The sequence below is a fragment of the Mariniradius sediminis genome (assembly GCF_021491425.1).
Classification (GTDB): Bacteria; Bacteroidota; Bacteroidia; order Cytophagales; family Cyclobacteriaceae; genus Mariniradius; species Mariniradius saccharolyticus.
Window position 1 is genome coordinate 34,432 of sequence record NZ_JAKEVZ010000014.1, and the last position, 26,786, is coordinate 61,217.

The window sequence follows — 26,786 nt, forward strand, 5'->3', positions numbered from 1 at the left end:
ATCCTTAATCTTTTCCCCGGTTTTTGAAATAGGTTTCAAACACGTTACCGGCGAAGAACTTGCCGAAGGAGGTAAGCGCTTGTATTTCCTCCACTTTTCTATCGCAGTTGAGCGCCTTCATCGTGGTGATTTGCTTGGCAAAATCAGCCGGCTCGATGATCAGTTTTCCTTTTCCAATAACCGGGCCTTTGGCATTTTCTTTCTGGATAGTGATAAAAAGCGTGGTGGTATCTTTCCAGACATCGATGCCTTTGTTGTTGTCGACATCCTTAAAGCCTTGGAAATAGTAGGTCTTCCCTTCCTGGCTGACAAGCGTCGCATTGTAGACCATTTTCTTTTTGTCGGGCGAATTCTGATCGGCAATGAAAAGATTGAAAGTGCCTTCCAATGCCGTCATCGGTGCGGCGGAAAGCGCCGGGGCAGTCATACTCCCAAACATACCTGCTTGGTGCGTTGGCACATTGACCAAGCTTGCCACATCTTCGGACCTGATGGTGAGCGTAAACTCAAAAGGTGAGTTTTCCTTTTTCCCCAAATCAAATCCCTTCCCGAAATCCTCCTGTTCGTTCAGGAAAAAAGATCCCTTCATCGTTTCCGTAAACTGCACGCCGGGTTTGGTCTCAGGAGCCTGATCTTTCTCCTTACGGGCAGGGAATCCATAATCGAGTACCGCATGATGCTGCTCGGCAATCAGTTTGCAGGCACGTTCCGATAGTGCGGAAATCGTCAACAAAGGATTGGTACCTACTGGTCTTGGTAGAATTGCGCCGTCCAGCACATAAAGTCCATCGTGCAAATTGGTGCCTGTTTTTCCTGAAAAAACCTGCCCTTTGTGGTCGACCACTCCAGCCTCTGCACTGTCCGCCATCCCACAGCCGCCCAGTGGATGCACGGTAACCAAGTCGTAATCCATCGCCTTGTTCCAAGTCGGATTCGGAATTTTTGTACCGCCGAGCGCCTCTGTCGCACTGTAGAGTTTTCCAGAAACTTTGTTAAAAATCTCCTGTTTACCGACACCTTTCCACTTGACTTGGAGCGTATCATTGTCGAAGGTCATTTCGCCATTTCCATCATCGTGGGTCATCACGAGGTAGATTTGGGTATGATTCACCGCGCCATAAAATGGGCCCCTGAAAAAACTGGTGATTTCCCGGATTCGCTCACGAAAACGATCTCCCCAGCCCCGATCTGTGTCTTTGCCAACCAACCTGGATGCGGCCGCCAACATGCCTGGCAAAATCCCCCGGATCGGACCCGGGGCGGTGCCCTCTTCCAACGTCATTCCATCTTCCAGGTTGGCGCGCTTGCGCATGTCGATCACGGAAGTGATGCAGGGACCTACATCGGCTACTTCGCTGGTCGCCTTTTTCCCGAGGCCAATGCCATTGATCGGCTCGTTATTGTTGTATCCAAAACCAAGCACATCTCCGTTACCCGTAAATCGCTTCCCTAGCCTATCGGAGAGGGAAAGGCCATTTTTTGCTGAACGGAAAAGAATTTCGGTCGAACCCAAAGATCCCGCGCTCAGAATCACATTGTCGGCAAATACGAACATGTCCGCCGCTTTGAATACCTCCCTGCCCGTATTGGCGGGCTGAAAATTGACTTTCCAACCCTGGGCAGTCTTCTCCACATACCTGACATCCACTTCGGTGAAGATCTCAGCACCATGATTGAAGGCGTCAGGAAGGTAGTTCATGGCCGTGGTGTTTTTGGCCCCGACGTTGCAGCCTGTGACGCAATCTCCGCAGTTGGTGCATTTGGGCTGGGCAATCCCGATCTCGTTGTCCAGCTTATCTTCAAAAGTGACATTGATGTCCAACAGCCTGAACTCCTCGGCCATATGCTTTGCTGATTTGCGCATGGCATTGGTCTTTTTCAGAACAGGATACCCGTTTTTGTTTTCAGGGTAGGGATTTGGACGGAGCATTTTCCAGGCTCGATCAAGCCCTTCATCAAAAGAAGCCAAATCTTGCCGGATGGCGTTCGGCCATTCGGGCATTTCCATCACCCTTGGTTCTGGCTTGATGGACACATTGGCATTTATAAGCGAGGTTCCCCCCAGACCGCAGCCTTTGAACACGTTGATCCCGTCACCAAGCGTGAATTCATATAAACCATTGTTTTTGGATTCCTTTTTCCCCTTGTGAAAGCTCATTTCAGCCGCTGCATCTTTCAGCGTACTGGGAAATTGTCCTGGGAGAAATTCTTTTCCCCGCTCCAAAAGGCACACGGACTTGCCCAAACGGGCCATTCTGGATGCAGCGATACTGCCCCCATAACCTGAACCCACCACCACAAAATCGTAGCGCTTTTTCAGGTCTGAAAGTGGTTTTGATAGTCTTTTCATGTGTTGGGTATAAATATGGGTTTTTCGATCAGTTCTACTTTTGGCTCGTCGCCCTCAAATTTTGGGTCCTCGTCAGTCCCGGCATTTTTCCAGTTTTTGACGACTTTCCGGATGCCGACCGGATAGATAGTGACTCCGTTGTCCGAAATATGAAAACGGATAAAATTCTTGAAATCTTCCCCCTTGAATGAAGAAGAGGCTTCTGTGATGTGATTTCCTAGAATTCGGGAACAGAACCATAAATAAATCCCAAAAAGGATCCCACTGAGCAAACCGCCCAAAATCAGCATTTCTGCGAAAAACAGATAACCGGATAGCTCCTCTATGCCAAAAAGGCTTTTGTTCCAATCGGGCAGCTTGACCACGAGCAAATTGAATATCAGCACATGGCCCAAACCATGCAGCAGACCGACCAGACTGTTGAGCTTTTTATGGTTTCCCGATTTGACATCGGCAAACTGCCAAATGCCCACGGCCAACAGCAAATGAAAAATCAGGACCATTGGGGTGGTGATCGACATCCCAACTACGTCCCATAGGTCTGCGAACACAAAACCCGAAGGACTTAATGATCGATTGGTACCCGCTGGGCTCACTTTGAGGAAGTAAAAGGTCAGGGCATGCACCAAGCCCAAAATCAGGACCATCCATGGTCCGTACCAAAAGAATAGCAGGTTCTTTGTGTTTTGGTTGAGGGAATCGGATTTACTTGGAAACGAGGCCTTGAACCTCGCATCAAAGCCTTCCGACTTTTTGATCTCAGGCTTTAGGCTATGGGTCGTATGCATGAATGCCCCTCCACCCCCAGCCGTGATCAGTTGGCGTTCCTTGCCATCCGGCAATGTTTCCAAGTACCTCGAATAATGGTGCAAATCCCCCGTGATGATGGTGGTGATTTGGATGTCCTTATTTTTCCCATTGTAAAATCCTGTGGGATCATCTGGATCGTCCTTGGCACCGCGGATGATGCGGTCGACGAAGAATTTCAAGCGCTTGTTGGAGCTGTTTTTTTCATCAAATGACTCATATACCCAGGCTGGTTCAGCAGTTGCCAAGATCACTTTGTCTCCAGGCTGCATATCGGGGTGCGCTGCGACATTCTGGAAATACTTCAGCTGTGGCACATCGATGTCCGAATTGAGTTGAATATCGATACCCAGCAGCCAGTATCGGTGTGGCAACTTGATGGCGAAATAGCTTCTCGTCTGCTCTGTTCTCCAATTACCGAGAGACCTGCCTTGGCAGAAGATTTTCAGGAAATTTGTCAATCCGTCGTACCAGTCGTGATTGCCCGGAATGACAAAAAGTCGAGGGGCATCTTTGTCATCTGCCTTTTTCGGAAACGCGGCATGGTAAGGCCCCTGAAGTCTGTTTCGATATTCGTCCATCTCCGGTGTTGGATAGACCTCATCCCCGCCCATTACCAAAATATTGCCCCGCTTGGTCAAATTACCATCCACCAACAATTCCTCTTTTGCAAGCAGGTGTGCCAAGGTATAGGTGGGATTGAATCCATCTCCCAAGTCAGAGATAAAGTCCAGCCAAAAATCATCCCTTTCCGAAAAATCATAATAGGCCTTTCCCGGATCCAAGGCTGCCTGCATCTCCCTTCGGTCAGCAAAATTGCCAAAAACGGTGGATACCACGGTCTTGACGCCGGTTGCCGCCAATTGCTTGGGGTCGTACCAGTCCACCATGGGTTTAATGTCAAATTTCATATGGTATAAAGTTTTTGATCAAATCGATTCTCTTGTTTATGCCAATCCTTTGGGGAAAAATGCTCTTCACTTGGGAATAAAATACGGCCTTGATTCTCTCGAATATATTTTGTGAAAGAATTCCACCACCAAACAATTTACCATTTTCCCTCTTTAATTTGAAATTTAACCGCTTGAAATTCAATCCCAAAAGCAACTCAACGGGATTGGTCATCGTGGTTTCCGCCTCAAAATCCAGGAACTCATCTCTACTCAACACTTTTCCACAAATCACCAATTTGGTTTGGGATGCTGACTTGGTTTTCGAAAAAGAATGTGAAAAACAGGGCTGCTCCTCCCCTTTTGCTTGATCTTCCAGGCTTGAATAGATTTCCAAAATATGGCTTGCTCCAAACTCGCAAAACCTGAAATAGAGGTAGAATCCTACGCCAACGGTTTCATTTTCCATTTTGATGCTGCCTGAAAAACAACTTCTAAAGTTCAGGATATAATTCGGCTCTCGGTTTTTTGTCAACGATTCATCCAAAACTTCACCACCCTCAGGTACCGCTTTCAGGTAGTCTTTGGCGTTGGAATAGCCGATATTGATGAGTTCACGTGCATTGATTTTATTGAAAAAGAAATCAGGATCCAGCGGAAGCGGAATGCTTGCCTTGATCACAAACAGCCGTATTGGCGTGTCGTCCCCTTCCAGCTTCCGAAGTTTTTTTATCAGTTCGATTTGCTTGTATTCCTCCAAAAGACCGCCATTGGCGCTCATTTCGATCATGTGTACGTATTGTGAAAAGGAACCTTGGAGAAAAGTGGGTGTATTGCCGATTGCCCATACGAGCCAAATGTCAGTTGAGCCCTGTCGCACCGCCTCTAACAGATTGGCATCCTTGATCCATACGGCATCCGTGTACCAGGTGTCGTCAATCTGCAAGGCAGGCATGAAGATCGGCAGGGAAACTCCAGCCAAAAGATGGTCCTGCTTTACAATCTCTCCCGGGATCGCCTCGACCGACTTTTCCAAGAAATTGCACACATTGAAACTTGTCTGGAAATCAGTGTGGGCGTTTATCTTAGAAATGTTGATACCGAGATGCGGAAACACTTTGTTCTTGATACCATCTGCATCGGCAAATCCATTGATTTTGAAAGGATTGAGATAATTTCGGAAGCGGGTGAAAGAGACAAAACCGGACAACTTGAGTGTCCTCCAGTTGGAAGCCATCTGCTTTGCACGGAGACCGCTTGCCAGCATTGCGGTATTGAAGATGCCACCCGAAGTGCCGTCAACATGGTCAAACCTCAATCCAGCTTCCTCCAAGGCCAAGACAACGCCAGCTTGGTAGGCGACACGCATGCCACCACCCGCAAGGACGAGGGATTTTTTCGGGCTTGGGATTTCAGTTTCCATCGGATGCCGTTTTTTGAATTTTGTTCAAGCCCGCCTTCCATATAATCAGCCAACCGATAGCCTCATAAAACAGGAAGAACTTTGTCAAGAGATTGGGATTGCCGTCGAAGAACCAGGAAAACACCCTTGCCAAAACACCAAGGCCCATGACCAGAAGAAAAAGCCTCCAATAGCTTTCCTCCGAAAAAATCCTGCCAACGAATAAGATGGAAACGATTCCAAAACCGAGTTCCAAAGCCCGCAAGAATCGGTATTGACTCATCAGATTGATGGCAGAGTCCGGGGAAAGCTGTCCCAGATCGACTGAAAACATAACCTTCATGTCCCAAGCGGGATTCACAAACGCACCCCAAAACCCAGCCAAAATCACCAGCCCAACATATGTATAGAAGAAAAAATGGGCTAGGCGAATCATGTATCCTTGATCGTCTTAATGAAGAAAAAGAAAATCCCAGCAGAAAACAGATCAAAAATGGCCACTCCCATTGCCAATACCGAAAAGACCCCGTTGAAAACCCCAAGGCTCACGGCAACAAAGGCTCCCAACTTCTGCATTCCACACCAAAAAACCGTCACGGGACTCGTCTGAACCGCATACATGTTGTGGATCATTAGCGCACCAAACAGTGCCATGAACATGCCCACGATCCCGAAGAAATGAGCAGAAGTCGCATTGACCTCCGCACCGATCACCCCTAGCACAAACCCCGGGGCGACTACTTGGGTCAATCCAGACAAAATAGTCACGATGGAAATCAGCAACACAATGAGAGAAAGGTATTTTTTGATGAATTGCATGGGAGTGGTTTTTTGGTCAGCTGAGTTCAAGATACTAGACTCACTTTTTCGCTTTGGCGATAAAGAAGTACATGGTGATTCCCCACATGATCGTCAGAATGATCCAGCGAAGGTCGTTGAGGTACATCCAATCATCCAATAGCACTTGAAGCCTGGCTTCGTCGCTCACGCCTGCAGAAAATTCATCATTGATTTTCTCGATAAACGCCTGCTGGATAATCACGGGCGCAAACAAGCCCGGAATCCAAGCCAAGGGAACCCACATGAATTTGGTTTTCCATTCTGAATTCAACATGATCACCAAAGCAACCACCATAATCGGGATCGTGATAAAGAAGAACTTAGTCGCCAGCGTAGTCTGCGGAATGATCGCATCATAGTAGTTGCTCAAATTCAGCGTGGACGGATAATTCGGGAACCAAAAGAAATGCAGGGACCAAAACATACCCAAGTAAATCGAGGCGCAAAAGAAGATATACGCATTGCTTATATCGACAACTGTTTGTTTGAAGGAGCTCATATTCAGTGGGGTTTGGTTGAAGAAATCAAATTTTATATTTCTGAAAATCAGTTATTTGCGGATCTGGATACCAATCTTCACTTAAGCCCAAATCAACGACGCTTTCGAGTCCTTCGGGCATGGCTGTCGGCGGTTTGTCATAGGTCATAAACCAACATTCAAAGTGATCATCCAGGATTCCGTTGGCCTTGGGCATAAATACCGTGAAAAAAGGATCCGGATTGATACCGATATTTCTCAGCGCCGACACGTTGGGATGGTCACCTATATATAGGTTGGCTTTTGCCTTTCCAAAAAGATTTACCTCGGCCTTGGTATCAAAATAGATATAGGATGCCATGAGCATGTTCCTGAACCGACAATAGTTGGTGGCGCCGATCTTCATCCGAAAGCTCGGACTGCCCTTGGGAAGCCGCATTTCCACCCTGAACGCGAATTGGCCGTCCTTTTCATATTGACTTGTGACCCAATCGTCTCCTACCTTGAAATCGAGGCTTGCCTTATGTTTCGGCATTCCCCATATTCCTTTTCCGCCCTTGACCGAAATCTCGCTGCTTACCGGTAGATCGAGAATGTACTGACCCGTCCCATAGGTCTTAAGCATCATGGCGTTGAGGATCGGTGGCGCTGGTTTTGGTCCATGCGTGCACCCAATGGCGATGCTGTATTCGATGTACTTGCCAATGCTCGTATCTAGGTAATTGATGATGGTAATCAATAGCGCCGCTTTTCCATTTGGCAGCTTCAGCGCATGGACCTCATTGCCGGGGAGGAGTGCATTTGCCTTTTCCCAATCGCAGGTGAATCCAGCCATGAGTGCGGGGGAGTTTTTGGCATTGATTGGCATTTGATACGGAATACCGTCTACCAAGGCATACCGACCTTGGTAACGTTTGACTCTGCTGGGAGGCATAGATGTGGTTTTCTAGGATTTGTTCAGTTCGGCTAGCATCAATGGAAATACATCCCTGTGGGAATTTTTGCCAAAAAAGACATCGAGATGGCTGTAATTCTCCAGTATGTACAATTTGTGGACTCCAGGGTCCACCCGCTCCAAATACTCAAAAGTATTTTGCTGGCTATCTGGTAGAAAGCAAAGGTTTTGCCTTCCTCCGAATAGTGCGATTCGCGCTTTGGGTTTGAAATTCCCGTCCAAGTAGGTTTCGCGGGCTTTACGATCGTTGGGTCGCAAGACACCGATATTGACGCAGTCGCGGATATGCTTGAAAAATGAGAGCGGCACCTCCGCAAATTCATGTTGGATCCATTGTTTGGTTTCCTCATTGAGGTTTTCGAGCAGCCACAGCGCCGGGAAGCCGGAACCATAGGTGAAGCTCACAAATTTCCCGACCATGGTATCATCTTCTGGATGTGTCCATTTGACCACCTTGCGGAGAAACTTGGTTTTGAAACTCGGTGCCTCCAATCCCCACTGCGGGTTCAAATAGTCAAATAAGGCATTGACAACGGGCACAAGAAAGCGCAGCTTGAAAACCGACCATTTTGGCACGACAGGGTGCAACGACACTGCATTGCTGACGATCGTGGTTACTTGGGGAACAAGACCCTTGGCCACGGAAATCATAAAACTGGTGCTGCCTTGACAGTGAATGATAGCTTTCAGCTCCTTCTTCCCAGTTTCTGCGAGGATTTTTTCCACAGCAGCTGGGTGGTCATTTTTAGCCACGATGTCCAAGTCCCATTCGTTAGGCTCTAGGTCGATACTTGCCCGCCAATTTTCCAACCAGACATCGTATCCGTCTTCGGCAAGCGCCTGGATGATGTTTTTGTCAGTCGGGGCGTTGAAGATGTTTGCCCTCACCCCTGCGCCGTGCACCAAGAGCACAGGCCCTTTTGTTCGGAAGGAATTTTCATATCTCCAGAGGTTCAGCGGAAAGCCATCTTTGGCTTTGAAGGGAATAATCTGAAAAGAATCGTTCATTTATTTTAAAAATAAGCTTAAATATAAAATTTTTTTTTGAAAAAATAGAATGTTTCCAATTCGGATTTTGCAAGGGAAAAAATGACACCCCGAAACGTTACCGGATTTATTTTCAATTGAAAAATTGAGTCATTCATTTCCAACAAAAATATTCGATCCAAAAAAGGCAATGTGCGGGCTACGTGTATTTGCAACCAAAGGACATTTCAACTCATCTATTTTCTTGCTGTGCTTTTTCACATCCTGAAAAAAATACTTCATCCAACAAATTCTGTAATGTAGATTTTTTTATAAATAAAATTTTGCGAAATGGATATTTTTACCTTACTTTCAAATACTTAAATCACCCAAACCCATTTAAGTACGCTTGCCTAATCCATTTGAAATGAAAAATTTGTCCAGAGTTTTCAAAGCAACATTTTGTTTGTTGCTTTTTGTCGGATGCAGTGCATTCGTGAAAGCCAATCCGATTGGTCCCCAAACGGCGAAATATTCTTTCGATGAAAACGGTCATAAAGCCGAACTTGCTGCATATATGGCAGAAACAGGTTTGACCCAAAAGGCTGAGATTTTGCCTCTTCCGTTTTCAAGCAGTTCGTCGTCTGTGTTCTCGACCAGTTTCAACAGAAATCATTTCCTTTTGGCAACTGTTTTACTTTCGCTGACCTTGTTGGTTTTGGCCCACAAGAATCATTTCGAAACCGACATTTATGAGTTCTACCACCGAAACCAAGACGGGGTGGTGACCTTCGAAAGCTCGGAAGCCCAGAAATCCCACTTCATGCGGGCTGCTTTTGCCAAAATTCTCCGTATCGGAGGCATTCTTTGTGCAGCAGCAGCGGTGATTTCCATCATCTTTGCGTAATTCAAACAACAATCTTCAATTCCTTCAGAGACAGTATTTTTGACGTCTTTTTGGCTATATTTTTTCAACTTATCATAATTGGTGAAAGGGTCTACTGCACTTGTTGCAGTAGCCTTTTTCCATTTTAGGGGCTACCTGTTTTTCGCCGATAGTTTGATCGGGGAGTTTTTAAATTCCTAACTTGCCTCTATCTTTAAAAATCGAATCAAACCAAAATCAACCTATGAAAAAAATCAAAGTCGCGATCGTGGGTACCGGATTTATCGGCCCAGCGCACCTGGAAGCCTTGCGAAGACTACCCAACATCGAAGTGACAGGTCTATGTGAAGTCAACATCGATTTGGCCAAGGAAAAAGCCGCAATGTTGGGTATTCCTAACGCATACACATTTGACGAAATGCTGCAGCAAAAGGACATCGATGCAGTACATATTTGTACGCCAAACTTCCTGCACCATTCTCAATCCAAAGCAGCCCTTCTTGCGGGGAAACACGTGATCTGCGAAAAACCCTTGGCAACCAAAATCGAGGAAGCCGAGGAGTTGGTAACGCTGGCAAAAGAAAAAGGCTTGGTGAATGCCGTGCATTTCAACCTGCGCTATTACCCGATGGTCCGCCAAATGAAGAACATGCGGGAAAATGGCGAGCTCGGCGATATCTACAGCATCATGGGCTCATATCTTCAGGATTGGCTGTTTCTACAAACAGATTACAACTGGAGGCTAGAACCTGACAAATCAGGAGATTCACGTGCGATTGCTGACATTGGATCCCACCTTTTGGACTTGACAGAATATGTCACTGGGCTGAAGATCACTGAGGTAATGGCAGATTTCTCTACCGTTCACAAGACGAGGTTGAAGCCGTTGAAGGCGATCGAAACCTACTCTGGTAAAATGCTGCAAGCAGAAGATTACCAAGAAGTTCCAATCAATACCGAGGACCATGCCACAGTCATGTTGCGATTTGACAATGGTAATAAAGGATCCGTGACCGTCAGTCAAGTTAATGCTGGCAGGAAAAATAGATTGAATATCGAGATCGCAGGCTCCAAAGCCAATTTCGAATGGTGTTCCGAAAGGCCCAACGAAATGTGGATCGGCAAGCGCGAGACAGCCAACCATCACTTGATGAAGGATCCTTCCCTGTTCTCAAGAGAAGCCGCTGCGCTGATCAGCTTCCCCGGAGGCCACAACGAAGGATTTCCCGACACTTCCAAGCAAATGTTCAAGGAAGTCTATGCCGCCATCAAAGAAGGTAAGCAACCCGAAAAACCAACGTTCCCGACCTTCGAAGATGGATTAAGAGAATTGATTATTTGCGAGCGCATTATCGAGAGCCACAGGAAGCAAGCTTGGGTAAAAATCTAAAGTGCGACTATATGTAAATTATTGTAAATACCTAACTATCAATTATTAAACCCATGAAAACAAAAATCAACACCATTTCGAAGGCTGCACTTCTTGTTGTAGTATTTGCTTTTGCATCTTTCGTATCTTTTGCCCAGGATGAAAAGCCAAGCCCTCCCAGAACGGCCGAAGGCACAATCAATGGCGCCAAAATTACAATCAATTATTCCAGCCCTGCTGTGAAGGGTCGTGTGATTTGGGGTGACTTGGTACCGCTTGGACAAGTATGGAGAGCAGGCGCAAATGATGCCACCACCTTTGAAATCTCAAAAGACATTAAAGTGCAAGGGCAAACGCTTCCAAAGGGTAAATACACGTTCTTCATTATCCCAGGTGAATATGAGTCCACGTTGATTTTCAACAAAGTGGAAAAACAATGGGGCGCCTATTCCTACGATGCTTCAAAGGATGCGCTTCGGGTGAATGTTCCTTCCCAACAAACAAGTACTTTGGAAGAGAGGCTTGTCTACGAAGTGAAACCCGACGGGTTTGAAGTGCGCTGGGAGTACGCAAAAGTATTCGCCAAAATTGAATAATACGCTACCGAATAATCAAACGTAATTTGCACCGCTGTCTTGGCTTATATCCTAGGCAGCGGTGTTTTTTTAATTTTGCAAAAAATTCCAAACCATTGTCATATTCCTTCGAAAAGATCGATTTGCCCATCCGGGACGTCATTCCCGCTGTTAAGCAATCCCTTGAAGATTCCAACACCCTGATTGTTGGTGCTCCACCTGGTGCGGGAAAGAGTACCTTATTGCCTTTGGCCTTGTTGGATTGCAGTTTTTTGGAGAGGAAGAAAATCCTCATGCTCGAGCCACGACGCTTGGCTGCCAAGTCGATTTCCTGGCGAATGGCTGAGCTCTTGGGCGAAAAAACCGGAGAAACGGTCGGTTACCGCATTCGGTTTGAATCGATGGTTTCGACTAAAACCCGAATTGAGGTCTTGACGGAAGGAATTTTGGCGAAAATGCTCCATGATGATTCCGTGCTAGACAATGTGGGTATGGTTATTTTCGACGAATTCCATGAAAGAAATATCCATGCGGATCTGGCGATGGCGCTTTGCAGGGAAATACAACAGGTTCTGCGGCCCGACCTGCGCATTCTCGTAATGTCGGCCACCTTGGACATGCCCGAGCTTTCGAAATTATTGGATGCTCCGGTGATTCAAAGCCAAGGGAGGACCTTTCCGGTAGATGTCGAATATGCAGGGGATATCGACTTCGATACCTTGCCTGAAATGATGGCCAAAACAGTCCGGACCTTGGCGCATAATACCAACGGCGACATATTGGCATTCTTGCCCGGCCAAGGGGAAATCAAAAAAACCGAATCCATCCTTCGTAAAAACCTACCAGATTTCTCTATTCATCCACTCTTTGGGCAACTGAGCCCTATGGCGCAACAACAGGCGATTTTCCCAAACAAACAGGGGAAACGCAAAGTGGTACTAGCGACTTCGATAGCGGAGACGAGTTTGACGATAGATGGTATATCAATTGTTGTCGACTCAGGTTTTTCACGGACTTCAAAATTCAACCCTAAGACCGGTCTTTCCAAACTGGAGACGATCCGGGTCACTAAGGATGCCGCGGACCAACGGACCGGAAGGGCTGGACGGCTTGGCCCGGGAAAATGTCTGAGATTGTGGTCAAAAGCCACCCAATTGAAGTTAGCCGACTTTAGGGTCCCTGAGATACAGGAAGCGGATTTGGCATCATTGGTTTTGGAATTGGCACGCTGGGGAATCAGCGGCATTAAATCGATGACTTGGCTTACTCCACCTCCTGCGGGGCATGTAGCTCAAGCCAAGGAATTGCTTGAGAACATTCAGGCGCTGGAGGGCGGAAAATTGACCGACCATGGCGTCTCCATCAGCCAGATTCCCGCACATCCGAGAATCGCCCACATGCTCTTGATTTCAAAAGACCATGGAGAAATGGCTCTAGCAACAGATATCGCAGCCATTTTGGAAGAAAAGGATCCTCTGGAAGAGCAGAGTGGTGTTGACATCAACCTTCGCATAGAAGCTCTACGCAGGGCAAGAAGGGAAAAGCTATCGATCAAAGCACTGGACAAGATTGAGAAAATCGCCAATCAATACAGAAGGATTTTGAACATTGAGGAAGAAAATGGTACGTTCGATCCCTTTATCACAGGGCTGTTAATAGCAAATGCCTTTTCTGAGAGAATTGCCAGCGCCCGTCCGGGAAACAACGCCCAATTTCAATTGGCGAATGGAAAATTGGCGCAAATAGGGCACAGGGACGACTTGGCCCACGAGCCTTGGATTGCAGTCTGCCATGTAGATGCCAGGGATAAGATGGGGAAAATTTTCCTTGCTTCCCCCCTCAATCCAAAAGACTTGCGCGGAATGGTCAAGGAAAAGAGAGTAATCCAATGGAACCATAAGGAGGGAATTTTGGTGGCCGAGAACCAATTGGGTATAGGCTCGATCATATTGCAATCGCAAACAATCAAAAACATTTCTGAAGCGGAAAAATCTGAAGCTTTACTCACAGCAATCAAGGAAAATGGACAACAGATGCTTCCCCTCGATGACGCTGTCCAGCAATTGCAAAACCGGCTTGCGTCGCTGAGGATATGGAATCCCGAAGAGAATTGGCCTGACATTTCGACTCCCACACTATTGCAACATGCCGAAAATTGGCTCCTACCCTACTTGAACGGCATTCGAAACCAAGAACAGCTCGATAAGCTAAACCTCAAATCAATTCTGTACAATTCGCTGGAATACAGCCAACAACAAGCCCTTCAAGACTTGGCGCCAGAAAAAATCCAAGTACCAAGCGGCTCTTGGATTGAAATCCAGTATTTTTCACACGGCGAGCCACCGGTCTTGGCTGTGAGACTACAAGAGGTTTTCGGTTGGTTGGACACACCAAGGATTAATCGGGGGAAAATCCCGCTATTGATACATTTGCTCTCTCCTGGATTCAAACCTGTCCAAGTTACTTCCGATTTGAGGAACTTCTGGAATCAAACTTACTTCGAAGTTCGAAAAGAATTAAAAAACAGGTACCCAAAGCACTCTTGGCCGGATAGTCCTTTGGAGGCGGAAGCAGTACGCGGAGTGAAGCGAAGACCCTAAATCGACGGCATAGAGAATCCTATTCGCCGGATACGATAAAAAACTTAAACCTATCTATTTATTTGTATCGCAGTTTCCGCAAAATGCATTTTTGAGTTTTGCGGAAAATCAGTCGAAGGCACCACCTTTTCTCGAGCACTTTCATTTTCTACCAGTAAACATCGAAAAGGCTTGCTTAAGTCCGGTTTTCACTCATTTTGAGCCATCTATGGCATTTTTTTCAATTTCCAGCCAACACTTTTCCTCGATAAATTCAATACAAAAAAGAGGAAACCATGAGCGTCTTTGTCACAGGGGCTACCGGCTATTTGGGTAACAGGCTTGCGAAAAAACTGATTTCAGCCGGCGAACACGTGCATTTATATGTACCTAATCCCGAGGTACTTGGGGAATTTCAATTTCCGAATGCTAGGATTTTCAAGGGGGACTTACTAGACTCTGATGCGGTCCTTACTGCCATGGCGGGCTGCGAGAAAGTCTATCATGTCGCAGGTTTGGCAAGGCTTTGGACAAAGGATCCAAACGATTTTTACCGGATCAATTTGGAAGGTACAAAAGTGGTTCTGCAAGCGGCCAAGACAAGGAACATCAAAAAATTCGTACACACGAGCACAGCAGGCGTGAGCGGCCCTTCACTCAACATGCCCAATACCGAAGACACGCCAAGGTGGGCGAGCTTCAACAACAACTATGAAATCTCAAAATATCTTGCCGAAGAGGAAGTCCTGAAGGCTTTTCGTGAGGGATTACCATCCGTGATTGTCCGACCTACGCGGGTTTTCGGGCCGGGAATCGCCTCCCCAAGTGCGGGAATCAACCGCCTCATCTCGGGATATATGAAAAAGCGTATTGTATTCATGCCATATGATCCGAAAAAAGTCTGCAATTATGGCTTTATCGACGACATCGTGGACGGACATATTCAAGCCATGAGGGTTGGGAAACCTGGCGAAAAATACTTCTTAGGCGGAGAAAACGTGAGTTACGAGAGCCTGTTTGATTTGATGAGGAAAAATGTGAATCAAATTGGATTGGTTCTACGTGCTCCAAAAACAGCCATCAATACCCTCTCTTGGATTGAATTTTTACTTGCAAGATCTTTTGAACGAGAGCCTTCGATAACACCGGATTTCGTGGTCCGATTGGGGCAGAATGCCGCTTGCGATTGCGGAAAGGCAGTTGGGGAAATCGGCTACAAAATCACCCCTTTTGAAGAGGCCCTCAAAACGACAATAATTTCACTCAAAGACCATTGAAGCCATGAGACACTTTGCATTGATTACTGGATCCTCAGATGGATTGGGCAAAGCCTTTGCCATCGAATGCGCCCAAAGGCAAATGGACCTGCTTTTGGTGTCACTGCCGGATACGGGGCTTCCCGAACTCTGCAAATTCCTTAAAGACAACTTCGAAGTACGCGTTGAATACTTCGAAATTGACCTTACCGTGGAATCCAACTGCGAAAAACTGGTTAACCACGTCTTGACAAAAAGCTACCCCATCAGTTTCCTTATCAACAATGCCGGTATGGGCGGCTACGCGCATTTTCCACAAGAAGATTACGCAACATTTGATCGGATGATTCAATTGAATATCAAGGCATTGACCATCATTACCCATGGTATCTTACCTATTTTACTTAAGCAACAGTTGTCCTTCATTCTTAATGTAAGTAGCATGATCGTGCATTTTGCCGGACCCTACAAACAAATCTACGGTGCTACCAAATCATATGTCCACTATTTTACCAAAAGCCTGGCTTTAGAACTTGGCAATACAAACACAAAGGTTTCTGTACTCTGCCCAAGTGGAGTCAATTCCAACATCAAGATTTTCAGGATGCACAATTCGTGTAACTTCTTCCAAACCATATCGCTCCTGTATCCGGAACAGGTTGCAGACTACGCAATAATTCAAACACTAAAGGGAAAAACAGAGATTATTCCCGGCAAAGTCGTAAGGATTATATTCACTTTTTCCAAGCTGCTTCCCGCACAAATAAAAAAATGGATGACCAAGATGACCACCCAAAGAATGTTGAAATCGTATGAAGGATTAAAACTGAAATCAAGTTGATCAATCCATATTATCAAGGAAATCAATCAAATTGAGGAAACAGGCCACTGTAAAAGGTGTAACTTGCATTTCCTCCATCTTGGCGAGATATATATCCTTCACAGCCTTATAACGATGTGGGTTGTAAAGTCTCGCTAACGCAATACCTCGAGAAGAACGATACGTGAAATTCTGCGTCGCAATGTTACGATCGGGATCATCATTGAAGAATTTTTCCAACTGACGACCATAAGTATACTTATCCATCCACCTAAATCCTTCCTTCACTAGAAATTCCTCAACTTTGGAAATGACAGGCCTGATTTCCAAGTCGTTCTTGAGAAAATACCTTCTCGGCATTTCAGGATTTATCCGGTCGAGCGTCTCGACCAAGGTGATGCTGCGATCTTTGTAGTCTCCCAAAGTCGGGAGAAATTTGTGAATGATCGCTTCAACTTGATCAAACCGAATCCCTAATTGATACTCGACATATAAGGCGTCTTGATGATGCGTATGGTGGAAAAAGATAATCTGCTTTCCTTCTCCAAAGCTCTTCGAATAACGCAGTTGTTTTTGTTCCAGAGAAAAACCAAAATCGGCAAGAAAGTCTTCGTGGAGCAATATGATTTTATTCAATTCCATGGATTATTCCAGTTTATTTTTAGACATAACGTATGAAAACACCAAAAATTATGACCATTCGGAAGGAATGTGACATTTTAATTATCTATACATCAACGATTTAAGACGGTAGTCTGTTTGTCGCTGAGTAAAATTCCTTCGAAATTGGCTATTTGAATATTACCTCTTCGCAAAACAGGCATATCATCAATGGTGTTTTTCCGTATGTAAATTACAAAAATTAAGCCATTTTTGATCTCTCCTTCAAAAAACTTATGCATTGGGAAAAAATAGACATGAATTTGGCCAAAAACTTCCTCAATCGGCAAAGAATTCTGGGTGTAAGGTTCAATTGGACAAAATCAACACAAACCCTTGAGGGATATGAAAAAAACGGGGATTTGAAGTTCCGGCTACGATTGCCCTACTTTATGGATTTTGACGAAGTGTCAGGATCAGTGGTCGAGGCATCCATTTTTAATATCCTGATCATCCTCATCAAGGCTGGAATAGGGAGTGTGGGCTTTTTTGAAAACGGCGAAATCAGCAGCCACAAAGTCTTCCGGGCATATATGGTTCGCAAAAAGCAAGGAAAAAGCCAAATCAAGTATCTTAAAACCAAAGGGAAATCCCGAGCCGGCTCGAGGGTGAGATTGCATCAAACTTTGGAGTTTTTTGAAAATATCAACATCAGAGTCAACGAATTGATGGAAAGACACCACGTTGATAGGGTTGCTATCAGTTGTTCAAAGACACTTTGGCCTTATTTGTTTGGTGGCGGCCTTAAGCCATCATTCGGAAAGGATGACAGGCGTCTGATGCGTGTGCCCATCCACATCCCCGATGCAACCCATCGTTACCTCCTCAAGACCCATCATCTCCTCAGCAGTTGCCGAATACTCGCCTCCCCCGAGGTGTTGCATGAATTGTATGCACCAACCTTTAACGAACCTGAATGCGGAAAAGAAGATTCTGAAAACTGGTAAAGGATCTCTACCTTTTCTAAGATACAGGCTGCATTTTTCCCGGAATAAGCCATAAATTGTTGATCATATCAATCCAAAACCATGAAAAAGACACTTCTATACTTCCTATTGCTGCTTTTCGTCACGGGCTTCGCAAATGGGCAGGAAAAGACCATTCTTCAAAAACTCGAAGAAATCGCAATCATTGATCAGAAGGTTATGATGCCGATGCGTGATGGCGTTCGTTTGGCCACAGATATCTACCGTCCAAAAACCGATCAAAAAGTCCCAGTCATTTTTTCAAGAACTCCATACAACTTCAACAGCTACAGGGACGGGCAACTAGTCACAAGAACTTTGGAAACAGCCTATGAAGCGGTTCAGCGCGGATACGCCTATGTGGTGCAAAACGAACGAGGAAGATTTTTCTCTGAGGGAGAATGGGATATCTTGGGAACTCCCCTGACCGATGGGTATGATGCATTCACCTGGATGGCAGCACAGGCTTGGAGCAATGGAAAAATCGGGACAATAGGATGTTCTTCCACAGCCGAATGGCAGATGGCGGTCGCCGCCATGAACCACCCCGCGCATGCAGCGATGATTCCCCAGGCTTTTGGAGCGGGTGTAGGAAAAGTGGGCCCCTATGTCGAGCAGGGAAACTGGTATCGAGGTGGTGCCGGTCAGATGTTGTTTACTGCATGGCTGTATAGTACACAGCATGACCCAATGGCTCCGAAACTACCTGAGGGAATTCAGCAGGAGGATTTGTTGCGGTTGCAGCGTTTTTATGATATGGCCCCAAGGTATCCTGCGGTGGATTGGTCAAAAGCGTTAAGCCATTTACCGATTCAGGACATCATCAAAAACGTCGGAGGCCCGATGGGGATTTATGAAGAAATGATCACCCGAAAACCAAATGACACAAAGTGGTATGAAGGTGGACTTTATCATGACCACATGGATATTGGCGTGCCGAGCTACTGGTTTGTCTCTTGGTACGATGTGTCTGCAGGTCCAAACATTGCTTTGTTCAACCATGTGAGGGAAAATGCCAAAGACCCAGAGGTCCGTGATAATCAGTATTTGGTGATTGCGCCGACGTTGCACTGTGCGTTTACCCGTGCGACGGAGAATACGATTGTAGGCGAAAGAAGCATGGGAGATGCGCGGTTGCCCTACAACGAAATGACCTATGGCTGGTTTGACTTTTGGCTCAAAGGAGACCAAAACCAATCGCCGGGAAAAATGCCCCGCGTGACCTATTTCACTATGGGCTCCAACAAATGGCAGACTTCCGATACTTGGCCGCCCAAGGAGGCCGTCATGACGACCTATTACCTCAATAGCGCCGGTAAAGCCAATTCTAGACTGGGAGATGGCGTTTTGGGAGCCAAGAAAGCAGGCAGGGACAACCCAGATACATTCACCTACGACCCAATGAATCCGGTTCCGTCCTACGGGGGGAATGTTTGTTGTACGGGAAATGCAGTACAGGGCGGTGCTTTTGACCAGCAGGAAATGGAGCTGCGGAACGACATCCTCGTATACACTTCAGAGCCACTGACAGAAGGAATCGAAGTGAGCGGCTTCATCGAGGCCAAACTTTTCCTATCCTCTGATGTCAAGGATACCGACCTTACCATCAAGCTAATTGACGTCTATCCCGACGGAAAAGCATATAATCTAGACGAAACCATCCAAAGGGTGCGATACCGGGAAGGTTACGAGAAAGAAGTGTGGATGGAAAAGGGAAAAGTCTATGAAGTGAATATGACACCCATGTCAACCTCCAATTACTTTGAAAAAGGACATCGAATCCGCATCGAGATCTCGAGTTCCAATTTCCCAAGGTTTGACAGAAACATGAACACCGGCGGCAACACCTACGATGAAACGACCGGAGTCGTGGCTACGAATACCATTCACCATTCGAGCAAGTATCCGAGCAGTGTAAGTCTGCCGATCATTCGAAAATAGGCCAACAACAAAAAAGCATCCAATCGAGGATGCTTTTTTGTTTAGAACAAGCCTAACTGTTCGTCTTCGTCCTTTTTCTTGATCTTGAACTCGATCGTATCTCCGATTTCCAAGTCCTCGTCATCGGTCTCTTCTGTGGTTTCGGTGGGTTCCGAGGTTTCGGGTTTTGTGGATTCTATCAGTTGCACCTCCAAGACCGTATGCGTGCTGAGTTTGTTACCTATCGCCTTCCAGCCCTTGACATCGATGAGCATATCGAGATCAAATTCCTGCTCTTCGATATCTTTCCCTTTCTGAAGTTTCGCCTTGACCTGCGGTTGGCTTTCGGTAGATACTATTTTGAGATAGGACTGCTTGTGATCGGTAACAATACTGAATTTCTTGTTGATGGTGGTCGTTTCGATCAGGAAACGCTTCACGAAGTAGTTCTTTGATGCACCATCCCAATAGATGGCTGAAATCACAGCCTCAGGTTTAAATTTTTCGATAAACAATACATCCTTTGCTTCGTAGCGGTTGGTGAGCTCAAAGGTCGTCAGCTCATATTCACCGTTTTTGTAAAACACCAAGATGCGATCTTCTCCAAGGAAATTCCCGATTTTTCGGCCACGTGCATCGGTATTCAACCTGCCAATCGAAGCGTCGTAGTAGATGTCCAAGCCCCCCAAAGTTGAGGTTCCTGCCATTTTCCATTGAATCTTCCGAATCGGATATTTGGTCAGGATGTTTCCGCCCGCTGACCTTCCTTTGATCTCAATTGTGCTAAAGTCAAAATCGAATACCTTGACCCTCGCTTTGGCCCCTTGGGTCAAGTGGACGGAGACCACCTCGGCTTCACCATTGGGATTGGCTGAAAGATAGAGTACTTTGGATCCCTTGGTTCCTTTGGTCAGGTCGTATTCCCGATCCCTTGTCACGCCCAGAACCTGGAAACGCTTCACCATGGCCTTTCCTGAACCTCCATCCAGGTACACGAGGTTGTAGACCATCCGCTCGTCTCCTTTTCTAAAGACAGCGACGTGGATAATGTCTTTGCCCACAAAACCCTTTTCCTGGATTTTGGTGACCACACAATTTCCATCCCGCCGGAACACGATCACGTCATCCAAATCCGAGCAGTCGCAAACAAACTCATCCTTTTTCAAGCCATATCCCACAAACCCATCCGCACGGTTGACATACAGTTTGGCATTGTTCGCAGCTACTACAGTAGCCTGAATGGTGTCAAAAGTCCGTATTTCAGTCTTTCGCTCCCTTCCTTTGCCATACTTGTCCAACAAGTTTTGATAGTACTTGATGGCGTACTCAGTTAGGTGCTTTAGGTTGTAATTGACTTCCTTGAGCTCTTCCTGTAGCCTGCGCATCAATTCATCGGCTTTGAAAGCATCAAATTTGGAGATACGCTTGATCTTGATTTCCGTCAAACGGACGATATCCTCAGTCGTGATTTCCCTGTAAAACTCAGGCTTGAAAGGGTCGAGTCCTTTGTCAATTGTCTGGATGACCGCCTCCCAGGTTTCGCACTCTTCGATATCCCTGTAGATCCTGTTTTCGATGAATATCTTTTCCAGGGAAGAAAAAAGCAGCTTTTCCATCAATTCCGCTTTCCTGATTTCGAGCTCTCGCCTGAGCAATTCCTTCGTTTGGAAGGTATTTCGCTCAAGGATGTCGTTGACCGTGAGGAAAACAGGCTTTTCATCTATAATCACACAGGCGTTTGGAGATATGCTCACCTCGCAGTCAGTGAACGCGTAGAGCGCGTCGATGGTCATGTCGGGAGACTGGCCTGGTGCCAATTGGATTTGTATCTCGACATCCTTGGCAGTATTGTCGACCACCTTTTTGATTTTGATCTTTCCCTTGTCGTTGGCCTTGATGATGGATTCGATCAGGGTATTGGTTGTCGTACCGAATGGTATGTCTTTGATCAACAGTGTCTTGTTGTCCTCTTCTTCTATCCTTGCCCTGACCTTGATCCTACCGCCTCGGAAGCCCTCATTGTATTCCGAAAAATCCGCCAAGCCACCTGTCGGGAAGTCCGGAAGTATGTTAGTCTTCTCTCCTTTGAGGATTTGGATCGAACCCAAAATCAACTCGACGAAATTGTGGGGTAGGATTTTGGTCGAAAGGCCCACAGCAATCCCCTCTACGCCTTGGGCCAATAGCAGGGGAAACTTGACCGGCAAAGTCACCGGTTCCCTTTTCCTACCGTCATAGGAAAGTTGCCATTCCGTAGTTTGTGGATTGAAAACCACCTCCAAGGCAAATTTCGAAAGCCTTGCCTCGATGTACCTCGGCGCCGCGGAGCCATCGCCTGTGCGGATATCGCCCCAATTGCCCTGGGTTTCGATCAGGAGATCCTTTTGTCCCATGTTGACAATGGCCTCCCCTATCGAAGCATCCCCGTGCGGATGGTATTGCATGGACTGGCCAATGATATTGGCGACTTTGTTGAAGCGGCCATCGTCCATTTCCTTCATGGCGTGAAGGATGCGGCGCTGTACCGGCTTCAGACCGTCTTCAATTGCCGGAACGGCCCGTTCCAAAATCACATAAGAAGCATAATCCAAAAACCAGTCCTTATACATTCCCGTGACCGGGATCGATTCGTGAAGGCTTTCGTCTTTTTCGGGTTTATCTAAAGGGTTATCAGTCATTTTTGAGCTTTCTGATCATTTTTAAATTGAAGGAATTTCATTTTCCCTTTTCGCATTATCAATTCCGCAAGAAAATCTCACGCCTAAGATGCTCAGACATGTAGTGAACGCGACCATGGAGTACCAATCTCAAGCCGCCTCACTCTCCTCTTCCTCCTTCTTAGCCGGATCGTCAAAGACAATGTCCTTCTCGATCTTGAGGTTTTCGATGATGAAGTTTTGCCGGTCGGGCGTATTCTTGCCCATGTAGAAATTGAGCAGGTCCGATATTTTGGTTTCCTTATTCAGGATGATCGGTTCCAAGCGGATGTCATCTCCGATAAATTTTCCGAATTCATCCGGCGATATCTCCCCCAAGCCCTTGAAACGGGTGATTTCCGCAGTTTTTCCAAGCTTGTGGATCGCACGCTGCCGCTCCTCGTCGGTGTAGCAGTAGATCGTTTCCTTTTTGTTTCTGACCCGGAACAAAGGCGTATCGAGAATAAACAGGTGTCCATTTCGGACCAGGTCGGGGAAAAACTGCAGGAAGTATGTCATGATCAGCAGGCGGATATGCATCCCGTCCACATCGGCATCGGTGGCGATCACGATTTTCCGGTAGCGCAATCCCTCAATGCCGTCCTCGATATTGAGCGCATGCTGCAGCAGGTTGAATTCCTCGTTTTCGTAGACCACTTTTTTGGTCATGCCATAGCAGTTGAGCGGCTTTCCGCGAAGTGAGAATACCGCCTGCGTCTGCACATCCCGGGATTTGGTAATGGAACCGGAGGCGGAGTCACCTTCGGTGATGAAGAGCATCGAGCGGTTCTTGGATTCCTCTTCTGCTTTCGGATCATCATAATGTACCCGGCAATCCCTCAATTTCTTGTTGTGCAAGTTGGCCTTTTTCGCACGTTCGTTGGCCAATTTCTTGATACCCGAAATTTCTTTCCTTTCCCTTTCGGATTGCAGGATTCTCTTCAGGAGCGCGTCTGCGACTGAGGGGTTCTTGTGGAGGTAGTTGTCCAGTTCCGTCTTCACGAAATCATTGACAAAGGTCCTCAGCGTAGGGCCATCCGGGCCGATATTTTGGGAACCAAGCTTTGTTTTTGTCTGGGACTCAAACACCGGTTCCTGCACGCGTACGGCGATTGCCGCTACGATACTTTGCCTGATGTCCGAGGCATCGAATTCCTTTTTGTAAAACTCCCGAATCGTCTTTACCACGGCCTCCCTAAACGCCGCCAGATGGGTTCCGCCTTGGGTCGTAAATTGTCCATTGACGAAGGAGTAGTATTCCTCTCCGTATTGGTTGGAGTGGGTCAAGGCGATCTCAATGTCATTTCCCTTCAGGTGGATGACGGGATAGCGGATGCTCTCCTCGTCCACCTTGCGCATCAGCAGGTCATAGAGCCCCTTTTCCGAAAAGAATTTCTTCCCATTATAGTTGATCGTCAGGCCCGCATTCAGGAATGCGTAGTTCCAAATCTGGTTTTCGAGGTATTCGGGGATAAAATGGTAATGCTTGAAAATCGTGGCATCCGGTGTGAAGATCACTTTGGTACCGTTTCGTTCGCTGGATTTTTCTACAGCTTTATCTTCTTTGAGGATTCCTTTCTCAAACTCCGCCACTTTGGTTTCACCGTCACGAAAGGATTGGACCTTGAAATAATCCGAGAGTGCGTTGACCGCTTTGGTACCAACGCCGTTGAGACCGACGGATTTTTGGAAGGCCCCGGAATCGTACTTGCCACCGGTATTGATTTTGGAGACACAATCGATGACTTTTCCCAAGGGTATGCCCCTCCCGTAGTCACGCACTTCGACGCGGTGTTCGGAGATTTTGATATCGATGGTTTTACCGTAGCCCATCATGTGTTCGTCGATACTGTTGTCGACGACTTCCTTAACAAGTACGTAAATGCCGTCATCCTGCGCGCTTCCATCCCCTAGCTTACCGATGTACATCCCCGGCCTCAATCGGATATGTTCCCTCCAATCAAGCGACTTGATACTGTCTTCGGTGTATTTGATGTTTTCTGCCATGCTGGTTTTCCCTTTTTCTAGTCTTTTTTCATGAAAGAAACATTCCTTCCCTCAGCTATTGCTGAATGCTCTTGAACTTCTGCAACAATATCCAAAACAGGCCTATTATCCAAACCACGAAAAGTACAGGAACGAGGTAAAAGAAAAATGCGAAGCTACCTGTCCCGATTTCATTCTGGTTGTTGATCGCATGGACAAATAGGCTCATGATGGAGAGCGAGACATTGATCACACCCATAAAACTGTACATCCAGGTGACCATGTAGTCGGTAATCGAATCGCCCTTTGGAAAAAGCCGCTTTAGGTTTGGCGTACTTTGCTTTTCGATCATCTTGGCTGGCAAGGCCAAGATCAGGTTCAAAACGCCAAATGCGATGATCCCTATGTAGAAAAAAGTGCTCTTACTGCCGCTTTTTGTAAACTCACCCGACTCACTCTGCTCAAATCCCACCAAATCCGGCAGGGCGGAATAGGTGTACAAAAAGACGAATACAAACAAAAGAATACTGATAAAATGGAATACTTTGCCAAACCGATAATACATGATAACCTTGAATTTTGGACGCTAATATAGAGATTAAAGACTAGACAAAAACCGAAACTGTTTTTCCCTTTTTGGGTTTTTATTGGTAGATTTCCCACATTTGCAGCCCAATTAACTGATACTAAAATGAATCTGAGTCCAGTCGTCATCGCGATTCCCATGTATTTTATCCTGATGGGAATCGAACTGCTTGTGCTGAGGTTCCAAAAGAATCCCTCCTATCGACTCAATGACGCCATCACCAATATCAACTGTGGCGTGGTCTCCCAGGTCACGGGGGTTTTCCTGAAGGTCCTCTCTATCGGCATCTATACTTTTCTGTTTGAAAAATTGGCGCTGTTTTCAATTCCCAACAATATCTGGACATTTCTGCTGCTGTTTTTCCTGTACGATTTCTGCTACTATTGGGCGCACAGGTTGAGCCATGAGATCAACCTCTTTTGGGGAGGACATGTGGTCCATCATTCCTCGGAGGAATACAACCTCTCCGTAGCGCTGCGGCAAAGCTCCACCCAAACGATTTGGACCTTTATGTTTTACCTGCCTTTGGCGGTCATCGGGTTTGATCCTATTTCACTTGTTTTGGTATCCGGTATCAATCTCCTGTACCAATTCTGGATCCATACAGAGGCAATCGATCGGATGGGATTTCTTGAGAAATTCATGAATACGCCCTCCCACCACCGCGTCCATCATGGCCGCAACCCAAAGTACATAGACAAAAACCATGGTGGCACCTTTATCATTTTCGACAAATGGTTTGGCACGTTTCAGGAAGAGGAAGAGCGCCCGACCTACGGCATCACCACACCAGTCAATAGCTGGAATCCAGTCTGGGTCAACTTGGCGCACTACGCGACCATGAAGGAGGAACTGAAGATGATTCCGAAGTTTTCGGATAAGGTCAAATACCTCTTCAATAAACCCGGGTGGCTTCCTGAGTACCTTGGCGGCTACCGGAACGTAAAGGAAGTGCCAAAGGACTTCAAGAAATTTGATACGACCGTTCCCGCTCCGCTCAACTATTACGTGTTTTTTCAATACGTCTTGTTGCTCGGTTTGACGGCTTTTTTTCTCTTCAATGTCTCCAGTTTCGATGCTTGGGCAAAGCTGGGTGTGTCTGTGTTGATCATTTGGACCACGGTCAGTTTTTCCGGGATATTTGAACAGAACAGGTGGTTCCAATTTCAGGAGATCGTCAGGATTGCCGTCTTTGGTGTAGGGATTTGGTGGATTTCAAATGGAATGCTTTCAGGTCCGTTTCCCATTTTGCTGTCGGTTCTGATATCTTCGGTAAGCTACATCTGGCTCGTATTCAACTTTGATACGATCAGGCATTTTCAATCCAATATCAAAAAACCCGGGATCCATGCGACCAAGACTGTTTAGTATTGTTTTGTTGATTTTCATTGTTGGCATACAGGCTTGCTCCTCCAAAATCGAGCTCAAAAATGTGGATCTCGACAACTGGAAAAAAGACCGCAACGGTTGTCTGGGCCTGAGGGCGCAGGAGGTCGATGACTTTAAGGCCGTAAAAGACGATATTCTGGGAAAGGACAACCAAGCTTTGATCAAGACCTTCGGCAGACCGGACCGGGTGGAACTGGCCAACAGAAGCCAGTCGTTTTACATTTATTACTTTGAGCCAAGCACCGATTGTGAGGGCGTGGCGAAGAATGCCGAGCCGCTGATGGCCATCATCCGGCTCAATGCCCTGAGTAGGGTCAGCGAAGTGACAGTTTCAACCTTGGACCCCGGACGCCCCGAAAATGAGCCTTGAGTATTTTGTAGCATCAATCGCGAATCCATCGCCCCCGAGCC

Annotated in this window: 22 protein-coding genes; 10 read left to right on the top strand and 12 right to left on the bottom strand. The window is 46.5% G+C overall.

Annotated elements, in window-relative coordinates; all coding sequences use genetic code 11:
* Positions 1 to 4: 4 nt before the first annotated feature.
* The 8 genes from L0U89_RS16480 to L0U89_RS16515 are packed head-to-tail and all read right to left on the bottom strand — an operon-like array spanning position 5 to position 8,730.
* Positions 5 to 2,350 carry a GMC family oxidoreductase N-terminal domain-containing protein gene (locus L0U89_RS16480; protein WP_234862518.1) on the bottom strand — a complete coding sequence of 782 codons (2,346 nt, stop codon included), beginning with the start codon at positions 2,348 to 2,350 and terminating at the stop codon, positions 5 to 7.
* Positions 2,347 to 4,068 carry a metallophosphoesterase gene (locus L0U89_RS16485; RefSeq protein WP_234862519.1) on the bottom strand — a complete coding sequence of 574 codons (1,722 nt, stop codon included), beginning with the start codon at positions 4,066 to 4,068 and terminating at the stop codon, positions 2,347 to 2,349. The genes L0U89_RS16480 and L0U89_RS16485 overlap by 4 nt, the downstream gene beginning before the upstream one ends.
* Positions 4,058 to 5,470 carry a patatin-like phospholipase family protein gene (locus L0U89_RS16490; RefSeq protein ID WP_234862520.1) on the bottom strand — a complete coding sequence of 471 codons (1,413 nt, stop codon included), beginning with the start codon at positions 5,468 to 5,470 and terminating at the stop codon, positions 4,058 to 4,060. The genes L0U89_RS16485 and L0U89_RS16490 overlap by 11 nt, the downstream gene beginning before the upstream one ends.
* The gene (locus L0U89_RS16495) at positions 5,460 to 5,885 is read right to left on the bottom strand and encodes a DUF4345 family protein (RefSeq protein WP_234862521.1); all 426 of its coding nucleotides are present in this window, start codon (positions 5,883 to 5,885) and stop codon (positions 5,460 to 5,462) included. The genes L0U89_RS16490 and L0U89_RS16495 overlap by 11 nt, the downstream gene beginning before the upstream one ends.
* Positions 5,882 to 6,268 carry a patatin gene (locus tag L0U89_RS16500; protein ID WP_234862522.1) on the bottom strand — a complete coding sequence of 129 codons (387 nt, stop codon included), beginning with the start codon at positions 6,266 to 6,268 and terminating at the stop codon, positions 5,882 to 5,884. Before L0U89_RS16500 ends, L0U89_RS16495 begins: the two co-directional genes overlap by 4 nt.
* Positions 6,269 to 6,308: 40 nt before the next feature.
* Positions 6,309 to 6,788, bottom strand: a complete 480-nt coding sequence (locus tag L0U89_RS16505) for a hypothetical protein (protein WP_234862523.1) — start codon at positions 6,786 to 6,788, stop codon at positions 6,309 to 6,311.
* A 25-nt stretch (positions 6,789 to 6,813) separates the two neighbouring features.
* Positions 6,814 to 7,701 (bottom strand): acetoacetate decarboxylase family protein, encoded by an 888-nt coding sequence (locus L0U89_RS16510; RefSeq protein WP_234862524.1) that lies wholly within the window; start codon positions 7,699 to 7,701, stop codon positions 6,814 to 6,816.
* 12 nt (positions 7,702 to 7,713) lie between these two features.
* Positions 7,714 to 8,730 carry an alpha/beta hydrolase gene (locus L0U89_RS16515; protein WP_234862525.1) on the bottom strand — a complete coding sequence of 339 codons (1,017 nt, stop codon included), beginning with the start codon at positions 8,728 to 8,730 and terminating at the stop codon, positions 7,714 to 7,716.
* A gap of 385 nt (positions 8,731 to 9,115) precedes the next feature.
* Between L0U89_RS16515 and L0U89_RS16520 the strand changes: the two genes are divergently transcribed.
* The 6 genes from L0U89_RS16520 to L0U89_RS16545 all read left to right on the top strand — a co-directional run bounded on the left by L0U89_RS16520 (position 9,116) and on the right by L0U89_RS16545 (position 16,194).
* Positions 9,116 to 9,595, top strand: coding sequence for a hypothetical protein (locus L0U89_RS16520; RefSeq protein ID WP_234862526.1), 480 nt, complete (start codon positions 9,116 to 9,118; stop codon positions 9,593 to 9,595).
* Positions 9,596 to 9,818: 223 nt separating this feature from the next.
* A complete protein-coding gene (locus L0U89_RS16525) occupies positions 9,819 to 10,964 on the top strand; it encodes a Gfo/Idh/MocA family protein (RefSeq protein ID WP_234862527.1) in 1,146 nt (381 codons plus the stop codon).
* A gap of 53 nt (positions 10,965 to 11,017) precedes the next feature.
* The gene (locus tag L0U89_RS16530; protein WP_234862528.1) at positions 11,018 to 11,539 is read left to right on the top strand and encodes a DUF2911 domain-containing protein; all 522 of its coding nucleotides are present in this window, start codon (positions 11,018 to 11,020) and stop codon (positions 11,537 to 11,539) included.
* A gap of 95 nt (positions 11,540 to 11,634) precedes the next feature.
* Positions 11,635 to 14,118, top strand: coding sequence for an ATP-dependent helicase HrpB (gene hrpB, locus L0U89_RS16535; protein WP_234862529.1), 2,484 nt, complete (start codon positions 11,635 to 11,637; stop codon positions 14,116 to 14,118).
* A gap of 275 nt (positions 14,119 to 14,393) precedes the next feature.
* Positions 14,394 to 15,374, top strand: coding sequence for an NAD-dependent epimerase/dehydratase family protein (locus L0U89_RS16540; protein WP_234862530.1), 981 nt, complete (start codon positions 14,394 to 14,396; stop codon positions 15,372 to 15,374).
* Positions 15,375 to 15,378: 4 nt separating this feature from the next.
* Positions 15,379 to 16,194 carry an SDR family NAD(P)-dependent oxidoreductase gene (locus tag L0U89_RS16545; protein ID WP_234862531.1) on the top strand — a complete coding sequence of 272 codons (816 nt, stop codon included), beginning with the start codon at positions 15,379 to 15,381 and terminating at the stop codon, positions 16,192 to 16,194.
* On the opposite strand, the gene L0U89_RS16550 is transcribed toward L0U89_RS16545, so the two are convergent.
* Entirely contained in the window at positions 16,195 to 16,815 is a 621-nt protein-coding gene (locus tag L0U89_RS16550; RefSeq protein WP_234862532.1) for a hypothetical protein, read from the bottom strand.
* 254 nt (positions 16,816 to 17,069) lie between these two features.
* Here L0U89_RS16550 and L0U89_RS16555 point away from each other — a divergent pair, with 254 nt between their 5' ends.
* Together L0U89_RS16555 and L0U89_RS16560 are read left to right on the top strand one after the other, a co-directional pair.
* The gene (locus L0U89_RS16555) at positions 17,070 to 17,780 is read left to right on the top strand and encodes a VLRF1 family release factor (protein WP_234862533.1); all 711 of its coding nucleotides are present in this window, start codon (positions 17,070 to 17,072) and stop codon (positions 17,778 to 17,780) included.
* An 81-nt stretch (positions 17,781 to 17,861) separates the two neighbouring features.
* Positions 17,862 to 19,739: a CocE/NonD family hydrolase gene (locus L0U89_RS16560; protein ID WP_234862534.1), complete on the top strand. Its 1,878-nt coding sequence runs from the start codon at positions 17,862 to 17,864 to the stop codon at positions 19,737 to 19,739.
* A 41-nt stretch (positions 19,740 to 19,780) separates the two neighbouring features.
* Here the strand turns inward: L0U89_RS16560 and L0U89_RS16565 are convergent, their stop codons facing one another.
* The 3 genes from L0U89_RS16565 to L0U89_RS16575 all read right to left on the bottom strand — a co-directional run bounded on the left by L0U89_RS16565 (position 19,781) and on the right by L0U89_RS16575 (position 24,965).
* Complete coding sequence (locus L0U89_RS16565) at positions 19,781 to 22,396, bottom strand: DNA gyrase/topoisomerase IV subunit A (protein WP_234862535.1); 2,616 nt, start codon at positions 22,394 to 22,396, stop codon at positions 19,781 to 19,783.
* 129 nt (positions 22,397 to 22,525) lie between these two features.
* On the bottom strand, positions 22,526 to 24,421 hold the full coding sequence (locus tag L0U89_RS16570; RefSeq protein ID WP_234862536.1) for a DNA topoisomerase IV subunit B: 1,896 nt from the start codon (positions 24,419 to 24,421) through the stop codon (positions 22,526 to 22,528).
* 55 nt (positions 24,422 to 24,476) lie between these two features.
* Entirely contained in the window at positions 24,477 to 24,965 is a 489-nt protein-coding gene (locus L0U89_RS16575) for a DNA topoisomerase IV (RefSeq protein WP_234862537.1), read from the bottom strand.
* Between the two features lie 126 nt (positions 24,966 to 25,091).
* On the opposite strand from L0U89_RS16575, the gene L0U89_RS16580 reads away from it, so the two are divergent.
* Both L0U89_RS16580 and L0U89_RS16585 read left to right on the top strand, forming a co-directional pair.
* Positions 25,092 to 26,354: a sterol desaturase family protein gene (locus tag L0U89_RS16580; protein WP_234862538.1), complete on the top strand. Its 1,263-nt coding sequence runs from the start codon at positions 25,092 to 25,094 to the stop codon at positions 26,352 to 26,354.
* Positions 26,335 to 26,745: a hypothetical protein gene (locus L0U89_RS16585; protein WP_008628878.1), complete on the top strand. Its 411-nt coding sequence runs from the start codon at positions 26,335 to 26,337 to the stop codon at positions 26,743 to 26,745. The genes L0U89_RS16580 and L0U89_RS16585 overlap by 20 nt, the downstream gene beginning before the upstream one ends.
* Positions 26,746 to 26,786: the final 41 nt, after the last annotated feature.